An 11,924-nucleotide genomic window follows, 5' to 3' on the forward strand; every position below is an offset into this window, starting at 1 on the left:
CGCTCACTCACCCCTTTCCACAAGTGGTCCGCCCGGCGCGTCGTGCGGGTTCGGCGTGTAGCGCAGGTCCGGCAGCATCGTGTTGGGATCGCGACCCCAGGCCTGCTCGAGTGCGCGCAGCATGCCTGCCACACCGGTCCCGGACAGGAAGGCCTGATCGATCGAGCTGAGTGTCAGATCCACGTTGAGCGAGATGTTGATGTAGTCGCCACGCACCGCCTTCGGCACGTTCTCGATGGCGAATGGCGCGGTCAACATCACCTTCAGTGCGCCGATCAGGTAGGGCGACGCCTTGCCGAGCTGCTTGAGCGGGCGCTGCAGGTTTTGCAGGTTGGTATGCAAATTATCGCTCGTGGGTGCGAGCGCCGCGTCGGCCGCCTTGCTGATCCGGCCCAGCGACTCGACGGCGTCGGCGAACAGATCCCTGGTGTCGGCGAAATGCTTGATCAGCGGCGGGAATTCGGTCAGCACGCGGTCCAGCGTGTTGGTGCGATTGCCCACGATCGTCAACAGCCGGTTCGTCGAATCGATCGCCCGGGTGATGTCGTTGCGCTGTTGGTTGAGTTGGTCTGTGAAGGTGTCCAACCGGTTCAGGAACTCGCGGATCTGATCGGCGCGGCCGGTGAGCAGGTTGTTCACCTCGGTCTGGATCACTTCGAGGTTCGGGATGCCGCCGCCGCGCACGATCGTGGCGATGCTGGCGAGCGTCCGCTCGGTCGTCGGGAACGCCGTTGAGTTCTTCAGCGGGATGGTGTCGCCGTTCTTCAACTCCTGCGGCGACGGGTCCGGCGGCGGATCGAGTTGCACGTGCTGGCTACCCAGCAGGCTCGTCTGCCCGATCTTGGCGAGCGCGTTCTGCGGCAGCTTGACACTGGGCTGCAGATCCAGGGTCAGCGTCGCGATCCAGTTCTTCAACTCGATCGAGCGCACCCGGCCGACGTAGACGTCGGCGACTCGGACCCGGCTGTTGACGTTGAGCGCCAAGGTATCCGGCATCTGCACGTAGACCGTCAGGTGGCCGGGCGCTGTACCGGGGCCACCGGGCAGCGGCACGTTCGCGATGCCGCGCCAGTTGCCGCACGATGTCAGCACCAGCGCGACCGCCAGCAATCCGGCGGCGCGCCGGGCGATGCGGCTCCACTTACGGGCGGTCATTAGCCCCCTCCAGCTTCAGCGGGCAGCGGTGGTCCCGCCGGTGCGGGTGCGGCTGCAGGCGCGGCCGCAGGTCCCGGTGCGATGGCGCCGAGCGGATCGCCAGGGATGACGCCCGGTGCCGGACCGGGCGGCGGTCCCGGCTGCGGGTACCACGGCGGCGGCAGCGGGTTGTTCTCGTCGTACGCGTTCGGCGGTCCGGGCAGCCTGCCATTGTTGACGCCGAATGCCGGGGGCGCGCCCGGGATCGCGCAGTCGGGTCCGCCCAGCAGTTCCGCCAGGCACTCGGGCGTGATGTTCCGCTCGGTGTGCGGCTGCACCTCGATGCCCTGCATGCCCGGTGCCGCGACCCAGCCCGGCTCATGGTTGCCGTGCGAGAACAAAGTGTCGCGCGAGAAGATGCCCGGCACCGTGGTGTCCTTATAGCCCGGCGGCGGTTGCAGCCGCGGCTCGGAGTAGGCGATCTCCTTAGGCAGCGTCTCGGCGGTGACGAATTGGTTGAGGCCGACCGGCGGGAAGTTGAACTTGATCGCATCGAGAATCGGCGCCAGGTACTGAGCACAGAGCTCGGCGGACTCCTGGTACCCGAGCCTGCTGCCCGCCTGAATCGAACTGCAGATGAACTGCATCGGGTTGGCGAAGTTCGTCACGGCCGGCAGACCGACAATGCCGCCTGAGTTCGGTGACGAGATGTTCACCAAGTTCGAGGCGAGGTTGGGGAACACGTGCAGGCCGGTCTCCAGACCGTTCAGCGGCTCCGGCTGCAGTATCGCGTTGGTCACCTCGGCGAGGTTGTCGACATCGTGCGCCAACACCTCGCCGTTCTCGCCGATGAACTTGCGTGTGGTGGTCAGCAGAGTGTTCAGGTCGCGCAGGGCGGTTGCCAACTCTTGATCGGTGTTGGTGAACGAGTTTGTGAACTGCGCCAGATCGTTGTTCAACGCGACGAACTGCTGGTCGCTCTTGTAGAGCGCGTTGACGAACAGCGCCAGGCTCTTGATCACGGAGAAGAAGTCGCCGCGGCCCTCGTTGAGCGTGGTGACCGCCTCCGACAAGCCGGACAGCGTCTTGTTGATCTGGTCGCCCTTGCCCGCCAACCCGTTCGAGAAGGACTCGATGACGTCGCCGAACGGACCCTTGGGCTGCTCCTTCGTCGGCCCCAGGTCGGTGAGGATGCGGTTGATCGAGTCGCGCAACTCGTCGTATTCGACCGGCACCTGGGTCCGGTCGATCGGGATGACCGCGTTGTCCTGCATCTCCGGCCCGCCGGTGTACGGCGGTGACAGCTGGATGGTGCGCGACGCGACGAGGCTCGGGTTGAGGACCGACGCGGTGGCGTTCGCCGGAACCTTGTACTTGTTGGCGTAGTTGAAGGTGACCTTCATCTTGTCGCCCGCGGGGTCGATCGAGTCGATGGTGCCGACCTTGACACCCATGATCTGGACCTTGTCGCCGGGATACAGCGCCAGCGTCTGCGGGAAGTACGCGACCACGGTGTTGTAGGTGAGCTTCTTGTACAGCTGCCACCCGACGATGCCGGCGACTAAAGCCAGCACCACGACGACCGCTCCGACGATCACCGCTGTCCGAGAAACGCCCGGCAGCTTGAAGTTTCGCAGATTGAAGATGGTCGTCATTGGCCAGTTCCTAATAGTCCGCCCGAGCCCGGTGGCTGGTACGGCGGGTTGCCCGGCAGTGGCGGCGTGTCGGCAGGCGGCAGCTGTTGGCCCGGCCCCGGCGGCGGCGGAGGCCCGTTCAGCGCAGGCGGCAGCGGGGCGATGCCCGGTGTGAAGTCCGGTCCCTCTGGAGGCAACGGACCGACCGGCACGGTGCGGGCACCCGGCGGAGCGGGCGGCAGCGCGGCGGGCACACCACCCATATCCGGCGGTAGCTGACCCGGTACGGCGGCGGCGGGCACACCGGGCGTGAAGCCGGGGCCGTTCGGATTCGGCGGCGACGTCAGCACGTCGGGCGCCGTGTAGTCCACACCAGGCGGGTTGGAGTACGGGTTAGGACCGAACGGGCCGGTCGGCAGATGCGAGCACGGCAGCGGATCGGCCGGGCGCGGCAGCGTCTCGGGCGTCGGGGTGTACGAGCACGGCGTCCCTGCCACGACGGCGGGTCCCGGATGCTCCGGTGTGCCTTCGAGCGCCTCGGGTCCCGGTGCAGGCGCGCCGTTGGGGAATCGCGTGCCGTTCGGGTCGGGGAACCGCCAGGACGGCAGGCCGGCGTTGCGCCAGAACTCCTCGGGGTCGATGCCGCGCTTCTTGAACGCGGCGTCGACGAACGGCTGCAGCAGCCACGGTGGCAGCAGGTTCACGATCATGACCTTGAAGAACGGTCCCGACGCGATGGCCTCTGCCAGTGATGCGGTGAACTTACTCAACGTGGACAGCACGTCGACGAGGTCGAACTTGCGGTCCTTGAGGGTGTCACTGATCGTGCGGAGCTGCTCGAGCACCTTGTTGAGATTCGGGTTGTCGTTGACGAAGCCCGTCACCTGGGTCGAGAACTGGCTGACCCGTTCCAGCAGCATGCTGACGGCGTAGCTGCGCTCGTTCACCGCGGCCAGCAGGGTCTGCGCGTTGGTCAACAGGGCGTTGATCTGCTCGGAGCGGTTGCCCAGCACGCCGGCGATCTTGTTGGCGTTGGCCAGCAACTTTCGAACGTCTTCGTCGCGCTTGCCGATGGTGTCGGAGAACCGCGCCACCCCGTCCAGCGCTGCGCTCAGGTGCGGATAGGTCTGGTCGATCGTCTCCGACAGCACATTCAGCGACCGCTTGACCGTCTCGGTGTCCCAGCCCGACGCCGCCTTCGTCAGGTCGAAGAAGGCGTCGTAGATCTGGTACGGCGTGGTCGTCTGACCGAGCGGCAGGATCGCGTTTGCCTGCAGCGCCGTATTTCCGCGCGGCGAAATCTCCAGGTTCTTGCGGCCCAGGATGGTGTCGGTGCGGATGGCGGCCCGGCTGTCGGTGCCGATCTGCGTGCCGCTCAGCGAGTAGCCGATCTTGACCTTGTCACCCTCGATCTCGAACGACTTCACCTTGCCGACGTCGACACCCGCGATGCGGACTTTGTCTCCGCCGCTGAGGCCGCCGGTATCGGAGAAGTAGGCGTAGTAGGTGGGTTGCGCGAACAGCATCGGCACGCTTGTGAAGCTCTGCCCTACCCCGATGACGAGCAACAGGATGAGGATGCCCATCAACCCGCCGCGGACGCGGTTCGAACCCTCAAGGACTCTCATTGCGGCGTGCACCTACCAGTGGGCTGCGACCAGACCTTCACCGTGCGCACCGGGCCACCCGGCTGCAGCCCGGGCAGCTTGAGCGTGACGTCGCAGGCGTAGAAGTTGAAGAAGTCGCCATAGACGCCGCCCGCGCGGCCGATGATCTTCAGCGCCGTCGGAAGCCTGGTCAATAGATCGTTCAGCTGGTCCCGCTGGTCGACGAGCGGCTGCTGGATGATTTCCAAGTTGCTGATCGTGCTCTGCAGCAGGGGACGGTTGTCGGCGAGGAGATCTCCGACGGTGCCCGCCGCGTCGCTGATGTCGGCGACGGAGCTGGCAATCGGGTCGGCCCGGTTCTTCAGGCCGGTGATCAGTTTCTCGAAGTCGACGACGGTCTGATCGAACTGCTTCTGGTGTTTGACGGTGGTGTCGAGCACGTTGTTCAGGTTGCGGATCACCTCGCCGATGGCCTGGTCACGGTCGGCCAGCGCGGAGGTGAGCTGCCCCGTCTGATCCAGGATGTTGTTGATGGTGCCGCCCTGGCCCTGGAAGATCGTGATGATCGACTGAGCGATGTTGTTGACCTTGTCGGGATCCAGCGCGCGGAACAACGGCCGGAAGCCGCCGATCAGTGCGTCCAGGTCGAGGGCGGGCTCGGTGCGCTCGATCGGAATGATCGAACCCCCGGGCAGCCGCTGGTCGTTGTCGCCGCGCTTGAGTTCCAGGTAGCGGTCGCCGATCAGGTTCAGATAGCGGATCGATGCCGTCGTCCCCCGGAACAGTTGCAGGTCGCGTTCGACGGCGAAATGCACCTCGGCGACGCGTCCACCGTCCCGGATCTCGACCTTGGAGACCTTCCCGACCTCAACGCCCGACGCCCGGACGAACTCGCCGGCCCGCAGACCGCTGGCATCGCTGAAGATGGCCGAGTAGCCGGTCGTGCGGTCGAACCGCATCTGACCGAACACCACGATGATGATCGCAGTGAACAGCAACAGCACCAGGGCGAAGATGCCGAGCTTGATGGCCGTACCGGTGATTTTCATGGGTTGATCGTGAACTCCCCGAGCTGACGGCCCCAGATGTATTCGCTGCCCGGGAACAGAACCGGTATTGGCGCTGGGAGGATGGGAATGACGCAAAGCGCGCAACCGAACGGCGATGCGACCTCGAGGTGGTTGTACGGGGCGATCGAGGCGCCGGTGTCCATCACCAGATACGGGCTCGGCCACAGATCACGGGTAACGGGCTGCCAACATCCGGGCCTGCCTTCCGGCCCGCCGTGCGCGTTCACCCGAGGCAGGTTGTCCGGATAGACATAAGCGTTAGGTGCTCCGACGATCAGCGTGCGGGTGCTCAGCGAATAACCGTTGCCGCCGAGCGACGCTGCGATCTTGGGCTCGACGTCGTGGAAGTTGCGGATCGTGCAGAACAGCGCGGGGCTGTACTCGTCGAGCAGCTGCGACGTCGGAATCAGGTCCTCGGCGCCGCGGATCAGGTACGGGCCGCCCTTCTCGAAGATCTCGGCGCCGGTGTTGCCGAATCCGATCGAGGCCATCAACGCCTGGTCGATGTTGCCCTGTTGTTCGTTGAGGGTGCGCGCGGTCGTGACGGCGTTCTCGAGGCCGTCGAACAGATCCGGCGCCGCGTTGGCGTAGACATCGCCGAGATCGGCCAGCAGTTGGTTGTCCCGACGGATCTGCGGCATCCGCGGGTTCAGGTCGCCGAGGATCTTGTTGCCGTTGATGATCGACTGTCCGAACCGGTCGCCGAGCCCCTGCAGCGCCTGCGCGGTCGCGGTGAGTGTCTGGTTCAGCTTGATCGGGTCGACCTTCTCCGACACCGAGGTGACCGTCTCGAACAGCGTGTTGAACTCGGTGGTCACATGCGTCGCATCGATGACGTCGGACGACGTGATCCGTTGGGGCGACGGATTCTTCGGCGACGTGAAGGAGATGTACTTGTTGCCGAACACCGTGGTGGCGCTGATCTTGGCGTCCACGTTCCTCGGGATCAGGTCGAGGTACTTCTTGTCGATCTCGAGCGTGATCTTCGCCTGCGGCTGGTCGCCGACTGCGGTCTGGGTGACATCGGCCACCCGGCCGATCTCGACACCGTTGTACGTCACCTTCGAGCCGGGGTCCATCGAAAGGCCCGCGCGACTCGACATCATCGTCACCTGTTCGCGCGGCAGGAAATCGCCGCGGAACTGGAGATACACCAGCACGACGGCGACGACCGTCAGCAGCGTCAACACCACGCCGGCCAACTTGTACGGCGGTGTGCGCGACTGGTTCAGGGGTGCCGTCATGCCCTACACCGTGAGGTTGAAGTTCGGGTCGACGCCGTAGAGCGCCAACGAAGCGAACAGGACAACACACACGATGGCGACCAGCGAGGCGCGCATCGACCGGCCGACGGCCTCGCCGACGCCGACCGGTCCGCCGCTGGCGAAGTAGCCGTAATAGCAGTGGTTGAGCATGACGATCACCGAGATGATGATCGCCTGCACGAAGGACCAGAACACGTCGTCCGGCCGCAGGAACGTCCGGAAGTAGTGCTCATAGGTTCCGATCGACTGGCCGTAGAAGAACGTCGTCGTGATCTGCGCGGACAAAAACGACATGATGATCGCCATCGCGTAGAGCGGGATGATGACCACGAAGCCCGCCATCACCCTGGTCGACACCAGATAGGAGATGGACTTGATGCCCATCACCTCGAGCGCGTCGATCTCCTCACTGATCCGCATGGCGCCGAGTTCCGCCGTGGCGCCCGCGCCGACGGTGGCGGCCAGTGCCTGACCCGCAACTACAGGTGCCGCGATGCGCACGTTGATCATCGCGGCGAAGAACCCGGTGAACGCCTCGACACCGATGTTGCCCAGCGAGGCGAACCCTTGGATAGCGACCAGTGAGGACCCGGACAGGGTGACGAACCCGACGATGGCGACGGTGCCGCCGACCACCGCCATCGCGCCGGTGCCCATGCCGATCTCGGCGATCAGCCGCAGCGTCTCCTTGCGGTAGTAGCGCAGCGCGTGGCCGATCGATCCGATCGCGGTCACGATGAACCAGGCGACATGCCCCACGCTGTCGAGGAACCGCGCAGGCGCACCGGCCAACCGCTCGGTGCGCGCGTATCCCCGGGGGAAGCGGGCCTTGAGGACATTCGTTGTGCTCATGTCAGCTCCCCGTGCCGAACCGAACACCGATCGTGGTCAGCACGACGTTCACCGCGAACAGGGCGATGACGCAGAGCACCAGCGTCTCGTTCACCGCGGTGCCGACGCCCTTCGCGCCACCGGCGACGGTCAGGCCGCGGTAGCAGCCGACCAGCCCGGCGATCAAGCCGAAGGTGGTGGCCTTGATGACGGAGATCAACACCTCGGGCAATCCGGTGACGAGCGTCAACGTGGAGACGTAGGCGCCAGCGGACACGTTCTGCAGGTAAACGCCGAAGATGAAGCCGCCGACCAGACCGATGGTGATCACCGCACCATTGAGCAGTAGGGCGACGAATGTCGATGCGACCACGCGGGGCACGACGAGTCGATGAATCGGATCGATGCCGAGGACCTCGAGCGCGTCGATCTCCTCGCGGATGGTGCGGGCACCGAGGTCAGCGCAGATCGCCGTCGAGCCGGCACCGGCGACGACGAGCACGGTGACCAGGGGCCCCAGCTGAGTGACGGCGGCCAGCGCCGCGCCGGCACCTGAGATGTCGGCGGCGCCGAACTCCGTGAGGAGGATGTTGAGGGTGAAGATGAGCAGGACGGTCAGGGGTATGGAAACAGCGAGCGTGGGCAGGAAGGAGACCTTGAACAGGAACCAGCTCTGCAGGACGAACTCACGGTACTGAAAATCCCGCCGGAACAGCGCCCTTCCGGTCAGCACGCACATGCGCACGAAGCCGCCGACGGCCTCCAGCGCCGGCCGGGTCTGCTTGGAGACGTAGTCGCCGATCCCAGTTCGCGTCGCAGTCATCAGCGCGCCCCCGCGCCGACGCTTCGGCCGACGTGGCGGCACGGCAGCACCTGTCGCACGCCCCCTCCTTGCACCGAACCCGATCCTGTGATCGCCGTCTCCCTACCCGTGGGTAGTAAGACGGACCACAGGACTGTACCCGATGCCCCCGGAGGGTTGCACCGCATCCGTCGGATTGAGCCTATAACCGTTAGCAAGCCCACCTCGCCCCTGTTAACCCTTGGCCTTACCTGCAGAAACCGTTGCAGCAGAGACCCTTTCGTCAGCGTCAACCAATTTCTCCGCGGCGAACCGATTTCTCAGTTCCGTTTTGAGGACTTTGCCTGCGGGGTTGCGCGGGAGGGCGTCGACGACCTCCAGGTGCTTCGGATGCTTGTACCGGGCGAGCCGCTGCGTGAGGAATTCGTTCAGATCAGCCAGTTTGAGAGAGGAATCGGACACCGCCCGCACTGCCACAACGGCGACGGGGACTTCGCCCCACTTTTCATCGCTCCGCCCGATCACGGCCACCTCGACGATCGCCGGATGGGCGGCGAGGACGTTCTCCACCTCCGCGCAGTAGATGTTCTCTCCGCCGGAGATGATCATGTCCTTCTTGCGGTCGACCACCCAGATGTAGCCCTCCTCATCCTGGCGCACCAGGTCGCCGGAGTGGAACCAGCCGCCGGCAAACGCCTCCGCGGTCGCGGTCGGGTTGTTCCAGTAGCCCTCCATCAGCGTCGGGGCGCGGTAGACGATTTCGCCGACCTGACCGATCGGTACGTCGTTCATATCGTCGTCGACGACCCGGGCGGCGACCGTCGGAATGACCTTGCCGACCGAGCCGAGTTTGCGAATTGCGTCGTCGCCCAACAACATGCACGTCACCGGCGACATCTCCGTCTGTCCGAACGCCGCGAGAATCTGGGTGCCGGGAAAGATCTCGGACATGCTGCGCAACAGCGTGTCCGATGCGGGCGCCGCGCCCCACGACAGCACGCGCAGCCGCAGCCGACGCGGACTGGCCTGCTGCATAGCGCAAACTGCCTGCCACTGCGCAGGCACGAGGAAGATGCCGGTGACCTTCTCGGCCTCCAGCACGTCGAGCAGCGCACCGGGGTCGAAATCGCCGAGCGGATACACCACCGTCGGCCGGCCGAGCAGCAGACCGGTGATCATGTTGCCGATTCCCGCGATGTGGAACAGCGGGACGCCGATGAAGCCGACGTCGTTGTTGATATCGGCGCCGTTGGTGAACAGGAAGGTCAGCGCCTGCCCGGCCAGGTTGGTGTGGCTGAGCACCGCGCCCTTGGGCCGCCCCGTGGTGCCGGAGGTGTACATGATCAGCGCGGGGGAGTCGTTGGGGATGTCGACCGGCGGCGCGGACTCACCCTCTTCGACCAGCAGGTCGTCGTAGCCGAGCAGACCGTCGTCGGCGGCCCCGCCCGCGACGACCATCGTTTCGAGCTTCGATTCGAGATCCCTGACCGCCGTCGCCACCTTCGCGAGCACCGACTCGGCGATCATCACCGTGGCGTCGCAGTCGCTGACCAGGAAGGCAATTTCGGGCGGCGTCATGCGGAAGTTGACCGGAACCGCGATGGCGCCGAGCTTGTTGACGGCCAGGACGGACTCGATGAACTCGGTCCGGTTCAGCATCAGGATCAACACCCTGTCGCCGAAGCCGACGCCGCGACGGCTGAGTGCACCCGCCAGCGCGTTGACGCGGCGGTCGAGTTCAGCCCAGGTGGTCGTGCGACCGAGATGGCGCAGAGCCGTCGCGTCGGGCTGCATGTGCGCGTGCCGCGCCAGCTGGTTGGTCCAGTTCTGCCTTCTCGCCAGATACGGCTGAGCGGTCGGCGCGAGTGGAGCGGTCAACGGCAGGAGCTCCTGGGTTGCACGGCGTTTTATATTTGATCAAACATGCGGTTGCCTCGGTCACACTATGGCCTCGGCGGTCAAGGGACAACCCCTGGAATGGAGGCCGAGTGAAGGCACCGGCGAGAGCCGTTCGACGCCTGCGTCGGCCCGTGCGGCGGGAACAGATGTCAGACGAGGTCGCCGGGCGTCTGCGGGCCGCGATCATGTCCGGGACGCTGTTGCCGGGCAGCTTCATTCGGCTCGACGAAACCGCCGCTGCGCTGGGCGTCAGCATCACCCCGGTGCGCGAAGCGCTACGTACCCTGCGTGGTGACGGCATGGTGCTGCTGGAGCCCCACCGCGGCCACGTCGTGGCCCCCTTGAGCCGGCGCGATATCGAGGACATCTTCTGGCTGCAGGCCACGATCGCGAAGGAGCTCGCGGCGGCCGCCACCGAGCGGATCGCCGACGACGAGATCGCCGAGCTGGAGCGGCTCAACGACGAACTCGCCACGACCGTCGCGACCGGTGAGCCCCTGGCCATCGCAGCCGCCGAGTTCGCGTTTCACCGGTCGCTGAACCAAACGACGGGCCGCATCAAACTGGCGTGGTTCCTGCTGCACGTGGCGCGCTACATGCCGCCGCTGATCTATGCCGCCGACCCACAGTGGGGTGTCGAAGCGGTGGAGAACCATCGCGGGCTGATCGCGGCGCTGCGCCGCCGCGACGTCGCCGAGGTGGTTCGCCTCACCGGCTGGCAATTCGACGACGGCGCACGGCGACTGACCGAGCGGCTGGAGTCCACCGGTATCTGGCGCTGAGCCGGGGCGCCACACCAGTTTCCGAGGTGCCCTCCTTTGGTCGACAATGTCGGCCGGAGAAAGACCTGTTCGGGCATGAGAAAGATGCGCCGGCTTCGCGGCTATGACCTGACTTAGGACATGTTCCGGCGGTTGGTGCCAACGCAGTGCGTTGAGGTGCGGTTTTGTTCGTTGTCGGGCCGAAATCTGCACACTAAATTGGGCTTCGTATTGTGCTGTACTGGCCCACGTGTCGCACCGTGAAGACCGCGGCGGCGATACGGGCCGTCGGTGGGGCCGCTCGCCGACGGCGTCGAGCGGGACTCAAACGATCGGGCGGGTGATGCCTGAATTACGGCGTGCGCGGGATCGTCCGAGCGCAGAGTGTCCTTGATGGGTATCGAGCTACTTTGCGCAGCAGCAGCACGCGAACGGCGTGATGCTCGTGAGGCCTGCGCCGTTCTTTCGGCGGAACTACGCGCGGAAGTCGATGTAGCGCTCGAAGATGCCGCGACGATACTTTCGACGGGCCGGGCGGGACCGAACGAGATCCGTCGTTATCAGCGAGTTCTCGTCGAGCGTCGCGCAATCGTTGTCCACGACCGCGAGGTTCGAATGTCCGCGGCAACCGGACTCGCGAATGCATTGTCGGACCTCCGCCGAGCGCCCACGAGTAGTGCGCTGCTCGAGGGCGCACCACGTGCGTTATGCGACGCATGCGGTTTCACGCGGGCAATGGTGTCGGCCGTGCAGGGCTCGCGTTGGGTACCGCTGATTTTGTTCACGAGCGATCAACTCGATCCGCAAGCGGAGGCGTTTCAGGCGTTCGTGGGTAGTGAAACGGAAATTCCGTTGGCGAACATGCTGGCCGAAACGGACATGGCACGCCGACGTGCTGCGATTCAGGTAGAAGACGCTCCG

At 65.4% G+C, this 11,924-nt stretch carries 9 protein-coding genes and 1 pseudogene; 2 read left to right on the forward strand and 8 right to left on the reverse strand.

The window, feature by feature from the left end; all coding sequences use genetic code 11:
• Positions 1–3 precede the first annotated feature (3 nt).
• The 8 genes from QOC76_RS07445 to fadD5 all read right to left on the reverse strand — a co-directional run bounded on the left by QOC76_RS07445 (position 4) and on the right by fadD5 (position 10,227).
• Entirely contained in the window at positions 4–1,155 is a 1,152-nt protein-coding gene (locus tag QOC76_RS07445; protein WP_526355757.1) for a virulence factor Mce family protein, read from the reverse strand.
• A complete protein-coding gene (locus tag QOC76_RS07450) occupies positions 1,155–2,789 on the reverse strand; it encodes a virulence factor Mce family protein (RefSeq protein ID WP_526355759.1) in 1,635 nt (544 codons plus the stop codon). Before QOC76_RS07450 ends, QOC76_RS07445 begins: the two co-directional genes overlap by 1 nt.
• Entirely contained in the window at positions 2,786–4,396 is a 1,611-nt protein-coding gene (locus QOC76_RS07455; RefSeq protein ID WP_526355761.1) for a virulence factor Mce family protein, read from the reverse strand. The genes QOC76_RS07450 and QOC76_RS07455 overlap by 4 nt, the downstream gene beginning before the upstream one ends.
• Positions 4,393–5,424, reverse strand: a complete 1,032-nt coding sequence (locus QOC76_RS07460) for a virulence factor Mce family protein (protein WP_526355763.1) — start codon at positions 5,422–5,424, stop codon at positions 4,393–4,395. Before QOC76_RS07460 ends, QOC76_RS07455 begins: the two co-directional genes overlap by 4 nt.
• Positions 5,421–6,689: an MCE family protein gene (locus QOC76_RS07465; RefSeq protein ID WP_526355765.1), complete on the reverse strand. Its 1,269-nt coding sequence runs from the start codon at positions 6,687–6,689 to the stop codon at positions 5,421–5,423. The genes QOC76_RS07460 and QOC76_RS07465 overlap by 4 nt, the downstream gene beginning before the upstream one ends.
• Positions 6,690–6,692: 3 nt before the next feature.
• Positions 6,693–7,562: an MlaE family ABC transporter permease gene (locus QOC76_RS07470; protein ID WP_526355767.1), complete on the reverse strand. Its 870-nt coding sequence runs from the start codon at positions 7,560–7,562 to the stop codon at positions 6,693–6,695.
• Between the two features lies 1 nt (position 7,563).
• On the reverse strand, positions 7,564–8,364 hold the full coding sequence (locus QOC76_RS07475; RefSeq protein ID WP_526355769.1) for an MlaE family ABC transporter permease: 801 nt from the start codon (positions 8,362–8,364) through the stop codon (positions 7,564–7,566).
• Between the two features lie 213 nt (positions 8,365–8,577).
• Positions 8,578–10,227, reverse strand: a complete 1,650-nt coding sequence (gene fadD5 / locus QOC76_RS07480) for a fatty-acid--CoA ligase FadD5 (RefSeq protein WP_526355775.1) — start codon at positions 10,225–10,227, stop codon at positions 8,578–8,580.
• A gap of 161 nt (positions 10,228–10,388) precedes the next feature.
• Between fadD5 and QOC76_RS07485 the strand changes: the two genes are divergently transcribed.
• Together QOC76_RS07485 and QOC76_RS07490 are read left to right on the forward strand one after the other, a co-directional pair.
• Complete coding sequence (locus QOC76_RS07485) at positions 10,389–11,024, forward strand: GntR family transcriptional regulator (RefSeq protein WP_526355771.1); 636 nt, start codon at positions 10,389–10,391, stop codon at positions 11,022–11,024.
• A 372-nt stretch (positions 11,025–11,396) separates the two neighbouring features.
• Positions 11,397–11,924 (forward strand): annotated as a pseudogene (locus QOC76_RS07490) (hypothetical protein); the annotation flags it as partial.

The organism is Mycobacterium sp. (assembly GCF_032159565.1).
Taxonomy (GTDB): domain Bacteria; phylum Actinomycetota; class Actinomycetes; order Mycobacteriales; family Mycobacteriaceae; genus Mycobacterium.

Bases quoted from the DNA above. Each gene is read 5' to 3' on its own strand.
- QOC76_RS07445 (WP_526355757.1), bottom strand. From the start codon at position 1,155: ATGACCGCCCGTAAGTGGAGCCGCATCGCCCGGCGCGCCGCCGGATTG.
- QOC76_RS07450 (WP_526355759.1), bottom strand. From the start codon at position 2,789: ATGACGACCATCTTCAATCTGCGAAACTTCAAGCTGCCGGGCGTTTCT.
- QOC76_RS07455 (WP_526355761.1), bottom strand. From the start codon at position 4,396: ATGAGAGTCCTTGAGGGTTCGAACCGCGTCCGCGGCGGGTTGATGGGC.
- QOC76_RS07460 (WP_526355763.1), bottom strand. From the start codon at position 5,424: ATGAAAATCACCGGTACGGCCATCAAGCTCGGCATCTTCGCCCTGGTG.
- QOC76_RS07465 (WP_526355765.1), bottom strand. From the start codon at position 6,689: ATGACGGCACCCCTGAACCAGTCGCGCACACCGCCGTACAAGTTGGCC.
- QOC76_RS07470 (WP_526355767.1), bottom strand. From the start codon at position 7,562: ATGAGCACAACGAATGTCCTCAAGGCCCGCTTCCCCCGGGGATACGCG.
- QOC76_RS07475 (WP_526355769.1), bottom strand. From the start codon at position 8,364: ATGACTGCGACGCGAACTGGGATCGGCGACTACGTCTCCAAGCAGACC.
- QOC76_RS07485 (WP_526355771.1), top strand. From the start codon at position 10,389: ATGTCAGACGAGGTCGCCGGGCGTCTGCGGGCCGCGATCATGTCCGGG.